The sequence below is a fragment of the Desulfonatronospira thiodismutans ASO3-1 genome, assembly GCF_000174435.1.
Lineage (GTDB): Bacteria > Desulfobacterota > Desulfovibrionia > Desulfovibrionales > Desulfonatronovibrionaceae > Desulfonatronospira > Desulfonatronospira thiodismutans.
The window spans coordinates 150,550-168,037 of sequence record NZ_ACJN02000003.1 but is presented as its reverse complement, the minus strand read 5'-3'; the positions used below and the strand labels follow the sequence as shown (position 1 = coordinate 168,037).

The 17,488-nt window shown below is 51.3% G+C and carries 12 protein-coding genes; 5 read left to right on the top strand and 7 right to left on the bottom strand.

What is annotated here, in order from left to right; all coding sequences use genetic code 11:
* The first annotated feature begins 46 nt into the window (after window positions 1–46).
* The 3 genes from DTHIO_RS12550 (at window position 47) to DTHIO_RS12535 (ending at window position 4,004) form a co-directional block, all read left to right on the top strand.
* A complete protein-coding gene (locus DTHIO_RS12550) occupies window positions 47–772 on the top strand; it encodes a flagellar hook assembly protein FlgD (protein WP_008870647.1) in 726 nt (241 codons plus the stop codon).
* A 12-nt stretch (window positions 773–784) separates the two neighbouring features.
* Entirely contained in the window at window positions 785–3,052 is a 2,268-nt protein-coding gene (locus tag DTHIO_RS19905; RefSeq protein WP_008870646.1) for a flagellar hook-basal body complex protein, read from the top strand.
* A gap of 640 nt (window positions 3,053–3,692) precedes the next feature.
* Entirely contained in the window at window positions 3,693–4,004 is a 312-nt protein-coding gene (locus DTHIO_RS12535; RefSeq protein WP_040418677.1) for a HigA family addiction module antitoxin, read from the top strand.
* 69 nt (window positions 4,005–4,073) lie between these two features.
* On the opposite strand, the gene DTHIO_RS12530 is transcribed toward DTHIO_RS12535, so the two are convergent.
* A complete protein-coding gene (locus tag DTHIO_RS12530; protein ID WP_008870644.1) occupies window positions 4,074–4,379 on the bottom strand; it encodes an MTH1187 family thiamine-binding protein in 306 nt (101 codons plus the stop codon).
* 206 nt (window positions 4,380–4,585) lie between these two features.
* Window positions 4,586–6,733 carry a radical SAM protein gene (locus DTHIO_RS19900; RefSeq protein ID WP_008870643.1) on the bottom strand — a complete coding sequence of 716 codons (2,148 nt, stop codon included), beginning with the start codon at window positions 6,731–6,733 and terminating at the stop codon, window positions 4,586–4,588.
* Between the two features lie 321 nt (window positions 6,734–7,054).
* Between DTHIO_RS19900 and DTHIO_RS19895 the strand changes: the two genes are divergently transcribed.
* Window positions 7,055–11,743: a PAS domain-containing hybrid sensor histidine kinase/response regulator gene (locus DTHIO_RS19895; protein WP_008870642.1), complete on the top strand. Its 4,689-nt coding sequence runs from the start codon at window positions 7,055–7,057 to the stop codon at window positions 11,741–11,743.
* Window positions 11,740–12,672, top strand: a complete 933-nt coding sequence (locus DTHIO_RS12515; RefSeq protein WP_008870641.1) for a diguanylate cyclase — start codon at window positions 11,740–11,742, stop codon at window positions 12,670–12,672. The genes DTHIO_RS19895 and DTHIO_RS12515 overlap by 4 nt, the downstream gene beginning before the upstream one ends.
* Before the next feature lie 186 nt (window positions 12,673–12,858).
* On the opposite strand, the gene DTHIO_RS21710 is transcribed toward DTHIO_RS12515, so the two are convergent.
* The 5 genes from DTHIO_RS21710 to DTHIO_RS12485 all read right to left on the bottom strand — a co-directional run bounded on the left by DTHIO_RS21710 (window position 12,859) and on the right by DTHIO_RS12485 (window position 17,261).
* The gene (locus DTHIO_RS21710) at window positions 12,859–13,239 is read right to left on the bottom strand and encodes a DUF4168 domain-containing protein (protein WP_008870640.1); all 381 of its coding nucleotides are present in this window, start codon (window positions 13,237–13,239) and stop codon (window positions 12,859–12,861) included.
* A 482-nt stretch (window positions 13,240–13,721) separates the two neighbouring features.
* Complete coding sequence (locus DTHIO_RS19890; RefSeq protein WP_008870639.1) at window positions 13,722–14,303, bottom strand: TetR/AcrR family transcriptional regulator; 582 nt, start codon at window positions 14,301–14,303, stop codon at window positions 13,722–13,724.
* 56 nt (window positions 14,304–14,359) lie between these two features.
* Window positions 14,360–14,767: a Ros/MucR family transcriptional regulator gene (locus DTHIO_RS12495; protein WP_008870638.1), complete on the bottom strand. Its 408-nt coding sequence runs from the start codon at window positions 14,765–14,767 to the stop codon at window positions 14,360–14,362.
* Between the two features lie 393 nt (window positions 14,768–15,160).
* On the bottom strand, window positions 15,161–16,957 hold the full coding sequence (locus tag DTHIO_RS12490) for a ferrous iron transporter B (RefSeq protein WP_008870637.1): 1,797 nt from the start codon (window positions 16,955–16,957) through the stop codon (window positions 15,161–15,163).
* Window positions 16,950–17,261, bottom strand: coding sequence for a FeoA family protein (locus DTHIO_RS12485; protein WP_008870636.1), 312 nt, complete (start codon window positions 17,259–17,261; stop codon window positions 16,950–16,952). The genes DTHIO_RS12490 and DTHIO_RS12485 overlap by 8 nt, the downstream gene beginning before the upstream one ends.
* Window positions 17,262–17,488: the final 227 nt, after the last annotated feature.

The following is a 17,488-nucleotide window of genomic DNA, read 5'->3' as shown; positions in this document are numbered from 1 at the left end:
ATGCCGGATTTAACAATACAAAATTTTTAAATACCTGGAGGAAAAAATGGATATAGGCGCAGCAAGCAATCTCCTGGGCGGATACGAACGGGACTTTGCAAACAACGATATCCCCAGAGACGAGGATCCGGCGGAACTGGGCAAGATGGATTTTCTAAAGCTCCTGATCACCCAGCTGGAAAACCAGGACCCCCTGGACCCCATGGATGACAAGGAGTTCGTGGCCCAGCTGGCTCAGTTTTCCAGCCTGGAGCAGTTGACCAACATCTCCGAGGGCATGGAATCCATGAACGAGAACCAGGCCCGCCAGGAGATGCTGGGGGCGGTGGGCTTTATCGGCAAGGAGATCCGCGCTGACGGAGACGGGATTTCCAAGGACGGGTCAGGAGCTTCCAAGATATTCTACAACCTGGAGGACACTGCCCAGAACCTTTATTTTAATATTTATGACGAAAACGGGAATATGGTGCGCACGGTGGAGAAGTCAGCCCGCCAGTCCGGTGATTACGAGTTTGAATGGGACGGGCTGAACTTTGACGGTGCCGAAGCTCCCGACGGAAATTACAGCGTAAGCATAAGCGCTGAAGGACCCAATGGGGAGCCGGTTATGGTCAATACCGAGATGACCGGGCGTGTATCCGGGGTCCAGGACAAGGACGGCCAGCCCCACCTGCGCCTCAGCGACGGCCGCATGCTTCGCTTTGCTGATGTGAGCGAGGTGGTGGGAGACGGAAGCAGCAACAGCAACAATAACAATACAGAAGATAAATAACAGGAGGCGGTTATGGGTTTATCATCTTCCATGTATACCGGAGTAAGCGGTCTCAAGGGCCACGGGGAAAAAATGGGTACCATCGGCAACAACATTTCCAATGTGAGCACGGTGGGCTTCAAGGGCTCGCGAATGCATTTCGAGGACTTCATGAGCCAGGATATAAATACCGGGGCCGGCGTGGGCCAGGTGGGCCGCGGCGTTGGTGTGGGAGCGGTCATGAACGACTTTTCCCAGGGTTCCCTGGAAAGCACCAATGAAGCCACCGACGTGGCCATAGGAGGTGATGGTTTTTTTCAGGTCAGCGCCAGAGGTACAGATGAGAATCTGTATACCAGGGCCGGAAACTTCAGATTCGATGAGGAAGGGTACCTCGTGGATCCTAACAACAATGTTGTCCAGGGCTGGGAGGTGCGAGAGGATCCTCCAGGAGTAGCAGATGATGATGAAATAATTCAGACTGAGACTGGGGTCGAAATCCAGGGTGCTCCAGGAGATATCCGCCTTGATGACTTTCAGTCTCCACCAGAGCAGACCAGAAAGGTTGACAAGATGGTGAACCTGGACTCACGCAGTGAAGCAAGATCGTCGAATGCATCAACACCACTGACGGGAGACGATGAATTAGGTACCGAAGCCAATTTGCAAATCAATAACGATTATCTCACAGCTGTCCTAAGCGAAGATGACCCGGCTGATCCATGGTTGTTGGAGGATGAGGACGGTACAGTGATAAGAATTGGTTTGGATGATGGAGATATAAGTTTTGATCCGGATGATCCTAATAACCCGCCTGATGGAGATCCATATGAATTGCGCTGGAATGAGGATCTGGAAGATTTTGCTTTGTATGATGGTGGATGGCGTGAACCAATAGGAATCGATCCTCCTGATATAAATGGAGGCGACGATCTTGATATAGATTTCGATGAGGCAGCAGTAAACCTGCAGCGTGGAGGAAATTTTGATGCAGAATTAGTAATTGATGGAGCTGATAATATTGATATAAACTTTGATTTTGATAGCGCTGATCATCTTGTCAGGCAGCTAAATGGAGAAGACTACATAAATGCAGATTACGATTCAGAAAATAATACTTTGAATATAAGCGTAGAAAATGAAGATGATGATGGAAATAATATTGACGAGTTATCTTTTGAATTTCAGAATTTAAGTTCAAAGACTGCGTCAGAGCTAGGAGTTACATCTTACAAGGAGGGACAACCTTTTTCAGCTATGTGGCACAACTGGGATGCTACTAATGATGATGATCCCATTAGTGACAACAGGTATGCATACCAGAGTACAATGAAAGTGTATGATGAGAACGGTACATCTTATGAGTTGACCAATTACTTTGACCCTGTAGAAATTGATGATCCCTCTGGAAACAAGCACTGGGAGTTCATGACTACGGTTAATCCCGAACATGATAACAGGGAGGGAATGGAAGACTCAGAAAAACGAGGTGTACTTATGACCGGAGCCTTAACTTTTAATCCAGGTGGGGAGTTAATAGATCAGAGTGCCTACACACTGGGAACAGAGGTCTATGATGATGACACTGGTGAACCGATTGCAGGAGGAGATTTTGCAAGCGATCTTTCAAACTGGAGCCTTTCAGATTTTTCAGATAACGGTTATCCTGTATTTACTCCCAATTTTCTGGGGATTGAAGGACAGAACTTTACTGGGGCAGAGGGTGCTCAGAATATAGAAATGAATTTTGGTTTACGCAATCAGACCGGCAACTGGGAGGCAGGAAGCGCTGAAAGTCCTGCAGAGTTGACTGAGTTTGGCAATACAGATTTCAATTTCGACAATATCGCAGAATTTGAAGAAACCAGGCGTGAAGCACAGGCTTCTACTCAGTACAGCTCCTCCTCTACCACCTTAATGCAGAACCAGGACGGTTACACCACAGGTTTTCTGCAAAATATCGAAATTGACCGTAATGGAGTGCTTACAGGCAGGTATGACAACGGACAGGTTATGGATCTTTATGCCCTGACCCTGGCTGACTTTCACAACGAACAGGGTCTGCGCAAGGAAGGGGGGAACCTGTTTTCCGAGACCAGAAGTTCCGGTCCGGCCATGACCGGACTGGCCGGGACCAGGGGGCTGGGAGAGATTTCCTCCAACTCCCTGGAAATGTCCAATGTGGATCTGGCCACGGAGTTTGTAAAGCTCATCCAGACGGAGAAGGGCTTTCAGGCCAACTCCAAGACCATCCAGACTACGGACACCATGCTGGGTATCATCATGCAGATGAAGAGATAGGATTGATTGAATTGAGAGATTGAGGAATTCAGGAATTGAAGAATTAAAGAATTGAGGAATGCAGGAATGCAGGAATAGAATTCGGGGACTCAGGTGGATTATTGAATAAGGATTATTGGAAGAGGCTTCTGAATTGAGGCTGAAAGGCCGGGGGGCCTGGAAAAAAGTACAAAAATGAAAGAGGCGTGGTCCGTGGGGGATTGCGCCTCTTTTTCGAGGTGCGGTATGTATTCAGCTTCCTGAGGGAGTGATTGTATACGTGCATGATTGACACTTTGTTACCTGGCTGGTAACCTTTTTTATGCCGTTGACAAAGTTTCGCAATAAGAATCTGAAAGTGCTGTTCAACACTGGATATAGCTCAAAAATCAATCCTGAGTAACCATTCAGGTGGTCCTCGGTGGTGATTACTGGCCGGTATCGGCCCCCTCTGAACGGTTACAATACTGATCATCACTCTACGCTTCTGCTAATTTTTGATTTTTTGAATGCTATAGGATGCGCCTGCAAAAAGTCAGGCAATTAAGAATTCAGCAACCAACAATCTGCATAACTCTTTGTTTTTACTGACCTCTGATCTCTGACTTCTGCGACTGCAAAAATGACTTTTTGCAGTCGCATTTAAATAAAGGGGGCAAAAATGATTCCAACTGATCGTCGACCGACGCATCCAGGCATTATTCTGCGTGATATGTATGTAAGGCCTCGTAATATAAAGATGAAAGATCTTGTAGAAGCAACCGGTATTTCGCGGAAACATCTCAGCAGAATTGTGAATGGGCATGCAAAGATCACCCCCTGGATAGCGATAAAACTTGCTGCGGCTTTGGAAACTACTCCTGAGCTGTGTTTGAATGCTCAGCGTAATCTTGATCTTTTCGAAGCCCACCGCGATCTGGTTGACTGGAAGCCCGTGCGGACTTTTGAGCCTGAAGATGTGCAGCATGTATAAAGCAAACTTGTCCATATTTAGACTCTGTAAAAGAGCAGTGCTGCACTGGCATCAGTGTGAAGCTTCAGCTCAGGCCTGCTCCCCCAGCTGGCGATGCACCGATTCCACTTTCTCTGTCAGTCGGTTGCTGCCGCCACTGCGATAGTCAACCTTGAGGGTCAAATAGATGCGGCCGCAGTCCTGCTGCAGATCCTGGAAGCATTTATCCACCACATCCATAACCTCCGGCCATTCCCCTTCCAGGCAGGTGCCCATGGAATGCAGGGTGTAGTCCAGGCCGCTGTTCTTGATTATCCTTACCATGCGGGTGACATAAGGACTAAGACTTTCTCCCTTGTCCACTGGAAAAAGGGACAGTTCCGCCAGTACACTCATAAGACCTCCTTGAAGTACCTGTAAAAATGGTTTTCAGCGGTTTAAAAACCAGGGCATGCTGGTTATTGTTTTCCAATAGCGCTTTCCTTAACAAGAGCTGAACTGTTGATTAAATTTTTTTGTAACCATTCAGGGGGCAGATGGCGGCCAGGGGGACAGTCCCCTGGCCTAATGCCATGAGTCACCACCGAGGACCCCCTGAGTGGTTACATTATTTTTCTGGTGCCGGCCAGGCTGGCAATGTATTTACCACGATTGAACCGATTGTTGTACCTGAAGATGGTATCCACCAGGCCCATGTGCAGTGTACCAAAGGCTTCCACGTACCTTTTGCTGAGCCATCGGTAGTATTTTTCCATGCTTTTCATGCATTGAGGGAAACATATCCTGATCAATTCATCTATGTATCGGTCTGCCTGACCGTCAAAATAGTTTTCCATCTGCGGGGGCGGTCCATTGAGGATGGGCTGGTACTGCTGAACAAATACATATGCCCCGGGCAGGGAACGTAAAAATTTGAACCGTTCCAGGTCCTGGGCAAGGGTGGTATTGTAGCCGTACATGCAGATGAATTCCACGTTGTTTTTGCTGTTGAAAGCAAGCAGTTCGTACTTCCTGCGCAGGGCCTGGAGGTTGGAATCGTCATTTAAGCTGAAGTGATAAACGCTTCTTTTAAAATTGACGTTGCAGGCCTGTATTCTTCGAAGCAACCCGGCCCGGGACTCGTCCACCAGGCTCAGGTCCAGGGTCTGGTTGAAGTTGACGGCGATTTTCCTGGCGGCCAGTTCCTGAAGCAGTTTTTCGCATTCAGGATGGGCCAGGATGTTGTCATCCAGAAGAATCAGTTTTTTCCGTCCCTGGACCAGGGACTTGACATCGCTTACCTGGCGCGGTCTGCCTTCCTTGACCGGGACAATGCAGAACGGACACTTGAAGGGGCAGCCCCGGGTCAAAAAACCCAGGGCCCGCTCCTGAAGCTCAGGGTAGAGGTCAAAATCGGGATCCTTTGCCTCTATGTCTGCGGGCAGCCTCATGTGCAGGTCCACTCCTGAACCGCCCCCACAAAACTTCTGTCCGTAAAACGACTGCATTTTAAAAAAGCGTCTTCTGGAAGAATCCAGATTGAATACACAGCTGGCAAATACCGCTTCAGCATCAGGCACGCAGGCCTCTTTTCTGGCCAGCTGCACCGGGTATCCTTTTTCCCTGTAATGCCTGGCAAGCTTCATCAGGGCCAGGTTGGGCAGCCTTCCGTCCACGTCCACCATAAGCATGGTCCCCGGAGACAAAGGAGATGAAGGGGCTGAGGGCGTTGTCCTGGGCGGATAGTGCTGGTGATAGTCCTTGAATTGAGGCAGAGTGCCCCAGGAAAAATTTTTGTAGAAATTTTGGTAAGCCAGGGGCGAGAGAGCCACGATAAACTGCATGGCCGGGAATACCTGTTCCAGGAGCTTGATCCAGTCCGGGAAATAATCTTGCGGGCAGTACTTTTCCGGGCTGTCCAGGATCATAACCCCGGGAAAGTGCAGGGGGTTGGGCTGGCTGGGCAGGGCGTCATGCAGGTGCCTGGCGGCGTCCATTACCGGCAGCAGCGGCAGCTTGAGGTGTGCCGGGACCTGTTCCCACAAGGCAGCAATGTCTGCATCCTTTTGCATCCATGCACTGGTCTGCAGGCCGAAACAGGCCGCAAAAAATCTCTGCAGGTCCCCCAGGATACTGGCCGGCATGTAGCGGCGGCACCTGACCGCCCGGTAATGCAGGCTGGCCAGAAAGGAAGGTGCATGGGTCAGTCCGGCCCGGCTGTCAAAAAGGGAATGAATGCGTTTGAGCTGGAAAAAGGGGTCATGGAAATCAAAGTCGTGGTCAGCATTAGACAGGTTTATGCCGCTGCCATAGGCAAAAACAGTATGCCTGGAAGGAGGACACCATTTTGAAAGTTTCAAATAAGGGTACTTATCCGGCAAAAGCCGGGCCTTTTCCCGGCCAAGACGTCTGGGCGCACCTTTTTTTGTTATGGCCACAGCGCTTTTTACCGGGCCGGATGCAAATACAGTCCTGTTTTGAGGGATGTGGCTGCGCCAGCAAAGCTCAAGGTGCAGATTTTTTTTCCTGGTTTCCACCAGACTTTTCAGGTCAAAGTCCAGCCGGTTCAGAAAAGCAGTACACCCACTGCAGCTAAGGGCCACAAGCCTTAGCAGTTCCTCTTGCAGGGGAGCATGGCTTTTTTCTATGACGTTCCACCGCCCCGGGGTTTCATGGCTGCCGGAAAGGGAAAAAACGCCCTGTTCATTCAAAGCGGCATTGTCGTATTGTAGTTCCAGAATATACATGACAAAGGGATGCTGGCGGATCAACCGGGTTGCCCCCGGTGTATTCAGTATTTTTACTGGCTGATCAAAGCCCGGGATTATAAATAAGAGGTGCAGGGTTGGCAATGTGTTTTGCACATGCTGGGCATACACAGGCAAAGTATGACCAGCGGGCAGGCTGAATCCGGTTGTTCTTCTTGACTTTAATCCGCCCGGCTGGAAATATCCAGGACTGTGTCTTCTGGTAAATGCTAACTATTCTGGATGCTGCTTATTTGTATCGGGAAAAATGCCCCCAGAGGCCGAAACGGCTGCCCCCTGAACCTTATCGCAGCTCAACCTCCAAAGAGATGACAAGAGAGAAAAATGAATACCGGATCCTCCAGCCAGAATAAATGGCTGATCCATTCCCAGCGCCTGGCAGCAGTGCTTGTGCTGGCAGGTATCCTGCTAAACGTAGGCTTACTTTCCTTTATGCAGATAAAGCCGGAAATTGTTGTACATACTTCAATGGTGATAGAAGGGCTTTTTGTTTTTCTGGTGGGTGGTATCCTGATATTTATTTTCTGCTGCCGTCATACGTGGATGCAGGGGCTGGAAAACAGGTTCCTGGTCCTTTTTATCCTGGGTGTGGGCATGCTGTTTCTGTATGCGGCAACAGACTTTGCAAGCAATTTCGTGCTGACCGCTTCTGGTGATTTTGTGCATGTGTCTGTAGAGATAGCCAGGCTGGCAGCCATTTCCCTGTTGGTCATATCTGCAGGTCTGTGGATCAGGGATCTCATGAGGACACGTCAAATGCTTCTTAGAAATGAGAAAAGACTTGAGGATAGCGAGCAGCGTTTTCGAGACGTTGCCGAGGCCGCCGGGGAATACATCTGGGAGATAGACCCTGGAGGCACTTACAGTTTTTTGACTCCCAGGGTGGAAGATGTTCTTGGTCGCAGGGTGGATGAAGTGCTTGGCCGCTCTCCTTTTGATTTCATGCCGCATGAAGAGGCCCGAAGAGTTGAAAAAATGCTGGCTGGCTGGGCTGAGAAAGGCGAATCCTGGCAGGGGTTGGAGCATCAATCAGTACGCCCGGACGGCAGGATAATCTGGCAGCGGGTGAGCGGGATGCCTGTCAAGGATTCAGAAGGTGAGCTGAAAGGATTCAGGGGCACCGGGCTGGATATTACTGCAGAAAAGGAAGCCAGGCAAGCCACGCAGGAATTGACAGAAAGGCTGCGCCTGGCCACTGAAGCAGCTGAACTGGGCATATGGGACCTGAGAATTTCCGATGGGTACTTAGAATGGGATGAGGGCATGTTTCGCATTTACGGGGTCAGCCGGGATGATTTCACAAATTCTGTTAAAGACTGGACCGATGCCCTGTTGCCTGAATACCGGGAACAGGCGGAGCAGGATTTTAAGGCAGGGATTGCCGGCCAGGGAGCTTACCGCTCAGAATTCAAGATCCGTAGAAAAGACGGTGAGATAAGGCACATACGGGCTATGGCCCAGTCCATTCATGATGAGACAGGCAATCCGGTGCGGGTGGTGGGCATTAATGAGGACATTACAGAGCAGAAGATGGCGGAACAGGAGCTGCGCCAGGAAAGAGACTACTCTTCCCGAATTATCCAGATGTCGCCTGCGATAATATGCGGCATATCCTCTGATGGGACCTGCAACTATGTCAATCCGGCCGGGGAAAAAGTTACGGGCTACTCAGCACAGGAGCTGGTGGGTAAAGACTGGTGGTCTACCCTGTACCCGGGAAGCTCCTATGAACAGGTCAGGCAGTTATTCCAGGACATGCAGAATGGACCGGTTCAGAACCATGAGATGACCCTGACCCGTAAGGACGGACATGAGCGCATAGTCGAATGGAACTCTTTGAACCGGTTGGACCAGGAAGAAAATCTACTGGAGGTGGTGGGTTTCGGCCACGATATCACTGACAGGAGGATTGCGGAAGAAGAGCTTTTCAAGAGGCAGGATGAACTTGAGAAGACCACCCGGGAGCTGGAAGGTTTTTTTGATGTCACCCTGGGCCTGCTGATGATAGCGGATTTCCAGGGACGTATCCTGAAGCTGAACCGGGCCTGGGAAGATATCCTGGGGTACCCTTTAAACGAGATCGCCCGGAGCAATCTGCTTGATTTTGTGCATCCACGGGACCAGGAAAAAACCCGTGAAGCCATGAGCAGTCTGAGCCGGGGGGAGCATGTAAGGGACGTGGTCAACCGCTACCAGCACAAAAACGGCGGCTACATCTGGGTCAGATGGCAGGCCAGTTCCCGGGAAGGTCTCATTTATGCCTCGGCCAACGACATAACCGAGTCCATAATGCTTCAGGAGAGGCTTGCCCAGGAGAAAGATTTCCTGCAGCAGATAATTGACAGCTCTCCCAATCCTATCTTTGCCAAGGACTGGCATGGCCGGCATACCCTGGCCAACACCAGGGTTGCAGAACTTTTCGGAACCACCAAGGAAGCTATGCTGGGCAAGACAGACTACGATATGACCGCTACTCAGGAAGAAATACAGGCCTTTCTCCAGGATGACCGGGAGGTTATGCAAAGCGGAAAACAAAAACATATCCCCCAGGAACCTTTGACTGACAGCCAGGGGCAGGTGCGCTGGTTTCAAACCACCAAGGTTCCGCTGATGCTGTCCCATGACCCGAAAAAACGCCAGGTAATGGGCATAGCCACAGATATTACCCATCGCATAGAAAGCGAACATCAGGTTCAGCTTGCCAGAGAGGAAGCCGAGGCCGCCAACCGGGCCAAGAGCGATTTCCTGGCCAACATGAGCCACGAAATCCGCACCCCCATGAATGCGGTAATAGGTTTAAGCCAGTTGCTGCTGCAGACCTCCCTTGATGACCGGCAACGGGATTACCTGAATAAAATCAGCAACTCCTCGCGCATGCTGCTGGGCATCATCAACGATATCCTGGATTATTCCAAGATTGAGGCAGGAAAGCTGGAACTGGACATGCACACCTTCAGGATGGATGAACTGCTGGATCAGATGAAGACCCTGTTCGGCTCCACTGCAGAGGACAAAGGCCTGGAAATCATATTCAACATCTCCACGGATGTTCCCAGAATACTCAAAGGTGATTCCCTGCGCCTGGGACAGGTGTTTACCAACCTGCTGGGAAATGCTGTGAAGTTTACGGAAAAAGGTCACGTGGAACTGGCGGTTCATAAGTCAGAGGTCAGAAGTCAGGAGTCAGAGGTCAGAGATCAGGGGACAGAAGTCAGAAGTCAGGATCTGGGACAGGGGACAGGGGACAGAGGTCAGGGGTTAGAGGCAGCAGACCGGGACTCTGAATCGAAAATAGTCCGGTTGCTTTTTGAAATAAAAGACACCGGTATCGGCATGGATGATGAGCAGGTCCAGAGGCTTTTCCAGCCATTCTCCCAGGCAGACACCTCCACTACCCGCAAGTACGGGGGCACAGGGCTGGGCCTGGTCATCAGCCACAAGCTTGTGCAGCGCATGGGCGGCACACTCCAGGTTGATTCCACACCCGGGCAGGGCAGCAGGTTTTATTTTGAGATTGATCTGCCAATGGCCCCGGAATCCGAAACAACTCAAGAGTGTATCGGGTTTGACAGCCACAGGGTACTGGTGGTGGACGACCATGAAGCAGCCAGGCAGGTTCTTCGAAATATTCTGGAAAGCTGCATGTTTCAGGTGAAAGAGGCCCATGACGGCCGGTCGGCTGTCGACGCGGTAGTGGCTGCGGACAGGGCGGGCGAGCCTTATGAATTTGTTTTCATGGACTGGAAAATGCCCGGCGAACTTGACGGGCTGCAGGCTGCCAGGGAGATTGACAGGCTGTATGCCGAGGGATTTTTAAAAGGCAACAGGCCCCCTTTTGTGGTGGTCAGTGCTTACCAGCGCAGTGAACTGCCGGAAGACAGTGTTGAATGCTTCAATTGTTTTCTGAGTAAACCTGTTACCGCCTCCTCAATATTCAACGCCATTGCAGAGGCCACCGGCAAAGCGCCTTCTTATACCCGCGATGACGAGCAGTTTACAATACCCTCTTTTCAGGGATATTCCATCCTGCTGGCTGAAGACAATGCCTTGAACCAGGAGGTGGCCTGGCAGATGCTGGAAAAGACCGGGGCCGCCCTGAGCCTGGCCGCAAACGGTGCCGAGGCGGTGGAAATGGTTGAGGCCGGCAGCTTTGACCTGGTGCTCATGGATCTGCAGATGCCGGTCATGGACGGTTTTGAGGCCACCAGGAAAATACTGGAGCGTTTCCCGGATCTGCCGGTTATAGCCCTGTCCGCCGCTGTAATGGAGGAGGACAGAAATAAATCCAGGCAGGCCGGAATGCGGGACCACCTGTCCAAGCCCATAGAGAGCACCAGTCTTTACCGGACCCTGGCCAGATGGCTGCAAGCCGGAGATTCAGTCAAAGTCCAGAAAATGGAGCCTGAGCAGGACTCATCCCTTCTGCCCCGGTCTCTGGAAGGTTTCGACCTGGCCCAGGGGCTCAGATCTGCCGACAGGGACTCCGGTTTTTACCACAGGATGCTGCTGCGTTTCCGGGAACAGTTGAGCGGTGAGTTTGCCCGCATTGATGAAGAGCTGGACAAGGGAAAAAGCGGAGACGGCCCAAGGCTTGTGCATACCCTCAAGGGCCTGGCCGGAACAGTCGGGGCCGTGCGCCTGGCTGAAGCTGCCAGCTTCATAGATCTGGCCTTTAAGGAGAACAGGGAAATAACTCTGGAACTGCGCCGGGAACTGGACCATGCTATGCATCAGGCCCGGACAGAGCTGGACGGCCTGGAAAAAGCTCCAGGTCAGTCCCGGGAAGTAGACCAGGAAGAGGGTGTGGCTGCCATGTCCAGCATGCTGCAGCTGCTTAAAAACAGCGAGATGGTCCAGGACGAGCTTATCGAGGCCGTTACAGGTTTTTTGCGCAGCCGGGCAGGGGTAGAAGAGGTTGACGAGCTGGCCGGGCTGGTGGAAAACTTTGAACACGATGCTGCCGTCGTAAAACTGCTGGAACTGGCTTCAAGATCAGGAGTAAGTGTAGAATGAGTTCCGACGAAACAAAGGAAAAAAGATCAGTACTTATAGTGGATGACCAGCCGGACAATATCCATGCCCTGGGAAAGCTCATCAAAGATGAATACAGGATAATGGCGGCCACCAGCGGAGCCAGGGCCCTGGAAATAGCAGAAAGCGACAACCCCCCGGATCTGATCCTGCTGGACGTAATGATGCCGGAAATGGACGGGTACGAAGTATGCCGCAGGCTGAAACGAAACGAGAAGACCAACTCCATTCCGGTAATTTTTGTGACCGCCATGGATTCTGCCGAAGACGAAGAGACGGGCTTCAACCTGGGTGCGGTGGACTACATCTCCAAGCCTTTCAAGCCCACCATAGTCCGGGCCAGGATCAAAAACCAGATGAACCTCAAGATCAAGACGGACATGCTGGAAAAGCTGTCCATGCAGGATGGCCTGACAGAAATCCCCAACCGGCGTTTCTTCGAGGAAAACCTGGCCAGGGAGTGGTCGCGATGCATGCGCAACGGCCTGCCTCTATCCCAGCTCATCATGGATATTGATAATTTCAAACCCTACAACGACAACTATGGCCATGGAGCAGGAGATGACTGCCTGAAAAAAGTAGCAAACGTGATCAAAAATACTCTGTCCCGCCCCACGGACCTGGCCGCCCGCTACGGGGGCGAAGAATTCGTGGTTCTTCTGCCCGAAACCCATGCTGCAGGAGCCGTTCACGTGGCCGAAGAGCTGCGGGCAGCAGTGCAGGGCTTGGGCATCACCCATGAGCACTCTCCCACGGCATCAGTAGTCACCATAAGTGTGGGAACGTCCACCCACAGTGCAGAAAGCCCCATGAAAAACAAAGAACAGTTGCTGCAGCTGGCGGACGAGGCCCTGTACCAGGCCAAAGAATCCGGCAGAAACCGGGTTCAGTCTTCGTATCTCGATTGGTGAGGAGGGCAGGGGACAGACAGGCACCCCGGCACTTATTTTATGGATGCTTAGCTTCGTGCTGCGCGCTTCGCGTTGTTCGTGTGACAAAAATGGACTTTTGCAGGCTTATCCTGCTATGCCCTGAGTGCGGCACAAAATTATCAGCGTCCGCGGGTGATAAGAAGTCACCCGGGACGCTGTCGGGGATCAGTAAAAATCGGCAAGAAGTTCATCGTCTTCCTGGACGTGGTAGCCAATGCCTCTGTAGGTTTCTTCATCAAGTCCGGCATCATCAATGGCTTCCTGCATTTCTTCCACTGCCTCACTTCTAAGGTCTTCGTAAAGAACGCCCTCGGCGTCATGCAACAAGTTGGTATACTCAGCCCTGATTTCCTTGAGTTCCTTGGAAGCCTGCACAAACGCCTGCAGGTCTTCATGCTCTATATCATCGGCTGAGAGTTCGGTTTCTTCGTCGATCTCGCTTTCAAAAACATCATCGTAGTTTGATGCATGTACAGCTCCAAGACTGAAGACAAAAAGTACAACGCTGAAAAGAGCGGTTGTAATAAATAATTGATTTTTTTTCATGATGCGACCTCCTTTAGTTTGAAAACTCAGTGCCGGTTCACAGCTTTGCAGGTACAGAAACATTGTGATTGTATGCGGCTTCAAACATAAAGCATGTAGTGTGCCAAAAAGAAAAAACTTTCTGCCTGCATTTAAAAGTCCTGCTGGTGGCGAATTTCTCCGGCGTACAGATTTTCCGGTTAAGCCTCCTCCGGGCTTGCAATAAAGTCTCATGTGTCAAAATAAAACAGGGTCGGAAGGCAGCTTGAAGCAGCATGCCAGGGAGGATGGATGTATCTGCAAAAAGTTTTTTGAGCGGGTTTTACAGGCGGCAATTATCTGATTCTGCTGACCCCTTAAACATCATTTCTGGCTGCATTTACGCCGGGAAGCGTGACAGAAGGATTTCCAGCAGGCGCATCTTCCAGGGGGAACTGCTGTTCATCCAGTGTACAAGAATAGTGCAGAATGCCGGCCGGTATGCAGGGGTGCGGCTATAGTGATCAAGATTTCACCAGAGATTTTCGGCAGAATTCTATAGTGCCCTGCGTGTCGGGCTGAGAGTCTTTCTTTCTCATAATTTTCATGCGCATGAACTCGTTGGCCAGACATAAAAGAATAAGGGCCGTTTGCTCCACAGGGTGCGCGTCAAACTCTTTTTTTGCATTGCCGGATTCCAGACAGTCCTGGATATAGGATGACACCATCTGCTGCTGTTTTTCCAGGATATCCCGGCAGGCATGTTGTTTCTGCATAAGCTTGCCTGGGCAGTTGGAAAGGATCAGCCTGGCATTCTGGGGATGCTCTTCAGCAATGTGAGAGTGCAGCCTGATGAGGTTGGCTATCTTGTCAAACTCTGTCTGGGTGTTTTTGGGCAGTTCGTCAATATGTTCGGCGTATTTTTGAAACACCTCTGCCAGGATGTATGTAAAAATTTCTTCTTTGCCCTTGAAATGGTAGTAAAGAAGGGGTTCAGTGACTCTGGTTTCCCTGGCGATCTGCAAGGTGGTGGTGTTGTCGAATCCCTGGGAGGCAAACAGTTGGGCGGCAACCTCCAGAATCTTTTTCTTCTTGTTTTTGGCCATTTTCTTTTCCTTTGAAAAATCAAAGCCCTCACACAAGGGTGAGGGCGTGGTTTGGTTTATCTGCCGGGCATCTTGATTTCACGTTTTTTCCACAGTTCCATGTCCTGCATTTTTTTGCGCCGCTCACGGGCCAGTGATTTGGCCACAAGGGACTGATTCTTCTTGTAGCCCCATTTGGCTTTGTATTCTTCAGGAGTCATGTCATGCTTGGCAAAATGCTTTTTTGTCAGCACCTTAAAAGACTTGCCGCACTCAAGACAGGTTATGCTTTTTTCTTTAATTGCCTTTTTGGGGTCCACAGAAGGTTCCTGGGAATCTTTTTCCTGTAATTCATCTGTTTTGGAAGCTTCCTGTATCCCAGCAGACAGGGATTTGATCATGGAATTTATCTCTTCTTCTGTCATGTTCCGCACTGCGGCCTGGGCTTTGACGATCTCCAGAGCCTGTTTGACGTGGTCTTCCATTTCTTCTCCTTGATTGTTTTTTAAAGGATTTAAAGGTTGTTACCCGATGCATTATACTTGTAAGATGCATGTACGTGGTATTTTTCCGGGACAGATATAGAGACGTTTGCCTTACTTCAGAATTAAAGTCAATAAGTCTATTCGTATCTGTCAGCGCTTTTAAGGAAAGCAGGGGACAGGCACTCCGGGACCCATTTGAGCATCATTTTGTGCTTAAAACATCTCATTTTTTGGGACAAGTGGGTCCCGGAAGAGCCAGTCCCCATGCCACATGCAAAGCGCTGACAGATACGTCTATTCACAGCATCAGCTCAATTCAAAGCACTGCCTGAATCCGACATTGCCTGCAGGCATGGCATTATACTGGTAAGGAATGATATCAGGTAGAAAAGATCATCCGAATATCCAGGCCAGAAATTCCATGCGGGCGAATATGCCGCCTACGATGAAGGCTGTGGCACTGGTGGCGATGAGCATGAAAAAAGCGGTTTTTATGCTGAACTCCCTGGCCAGGATAGCCACGATGGCTATGCATGGCACGTAGAAAAGCCCAACAGTAGCGCCCACAAAGAGCTGCAGTGTGGTCAGGTCCATCTCGATGAGGGGGAGGACGGCCAGTTCCCGGCGCATGATGCCCAGGATAAGAGGTACAGATGCCTCCTGGGGCAGCAGAAGCCAGTGTTCCACCAGGGGGCTCATGAAACGCCCTGCGGCAGCCATGATACCCGTTTCGTAGAGTACGGAGGCAATGCCTACGGCCACGACCATGGGCAGGGCCCCGTCTGTAACGTAGCGCTTGAACCTGATCCAGATCTTTTTGGCCAGTACGTCCCGGCGCGGGGGCAGAAGTTCGGGGATTTCCATGATGGTCAAAGGCCTTGGTCCCTTGAGGGCCTTGTCCATGATGAGCCCGGCCAGAATCAGGGCCAGAAAGGACAGGCCGAACACAGCCACCACCACGCTTACGGATCTCTCGGCCAGCATGGCGATGAAGGCCCCGGTCTGGGAGATGCAGGGAACAGCCATACAGATCATGGTGGCGATGATAAGTCGTTCTTTGCCTGTAGCCAGGGCCCGGGTGGCCAGGATGCCGGGAATGCCGCAGCCGTATCCCAGCAGCAGGGGAATTATGCTTGAGCCCTGCAGGCCGATCCTGTTGAGCAGTCCATCCAGGAGTACTCCCAGGCGGGGCAGGTAACCGCTGTCCTCCAGGGCGGCCATGACCCCGTAAAAGGACAGAACATAAGGCATGACCAGGGCGAAGGGCCATTCGATACCCTTGACCAGGAAGCCGTATTCGCCGACCATGATGTTTTGAATGGTGCCGGGAGGGACAAAGGCCTGGACCACGGCAACTATTTGCGGAATAACCAGGTCCCGGAAAAAAGGCAGCAGTATCAACTGGCGCAGCTGCATCCCGATGCCGATGATCAGGGCAAAGGCGATTGCCAGGATGATTATGGCCAGGGGCAGGCCCGGCCAGGGCTGCACCAGCTTTTCCCCCCAGCGCCGCCTCCTGGAACTGTTCTGGGAGGGCCGGCCGGTGGTAACTTCCCTGGAGAGCTTCTCGGCAATGCTCCAGTGTTTGTCCTGGCTCCAGTCCAGCCTGGGCTCAAAGGGACGGTCCAGGGAATTGCGGATTTCATTTTTTAATTCCTGAAAGCCTTGTTTCTCCACAGCCACCATGGGTACTATGGGTACACCCAGGCGGCGGGAAAGCCCTTCCCAGTCGATGTGTATATTTTTGTCCCGGGCCAGATCCACCCGGTTGAGGGCTACCACAGTGGGCAGGCCGAAGCTTAAAACCTGGAAAAGAAGGTAGAGGCTGCTTTCGAGGTTGTTGGCGTCCACCACGCAAATGACCGCGGAGGGGGCGGAGCCCAGATCTTCGGCGCACACGTCGCTTTCTTCGCGGCAGTGGGAGCAGGTGCTCTGGGTGCCGGGCTTGTGCTGTCCGCGGAGCATATCCACGGCCACCTGCTCGGCCTGGTTGGTGGCATTGAGGGTGTATGTGCCGGGTACATCCACCAGGACCACGTCCCGGTCGTTTATCCCGGCTTTGCCGGCGACAAACTCTACAGTGGTCCCGGCGTAATTGGCGCAGCTTACACTTAACCCGGTGAGATGGTTGAATATTACGCTCTTGCCCACATTGGGCGGGCCCATGAGCAGTACATGGGCCTTACTCATTCTCTGGGCAGAGGTCGAGCTGTTTGCGCAGCTTTATCTGCCTGGCAACGGAGCGTCCCAGGGCGGTATGCCTGCCTTCTATTTCAGCAACCAGAGGGCCTCCGAACCTTGCCCTGCAGCGCAGACAGACTTTTTTTCCGGGTCTGAATCCCAGAGGTTCCAGAAGGGCCTGATCAGGTATGGAATCGATTTCGCCTTCTTCATCCAGCTGCAGGCAATCCAGGGTTCTCAGGTTTTGGCATTCGGGGGGGCGATGCGGGCATTCCTGTGTGTCTTGTTTGCGGCCAAACCACATCTTAAACATTTCAGGCTCCTTTATTTTATTGGGAAATATTATTTTACTGTAAGTGTTCACCTTAATGATATGACCTCCAGTGGTCCGGAAATTCGGCAAACAGGACGTAAAAACTCGCTCCAAGGAAGCGTAAATCAAAACCTCTTCAAGTTTTTTAATCAGCAAAGCTTCAATTATATTATGCTTTGAATTAAGTTGGGGTGTTTAACGGTTTTGATTAACGCTTCCTACGTCGC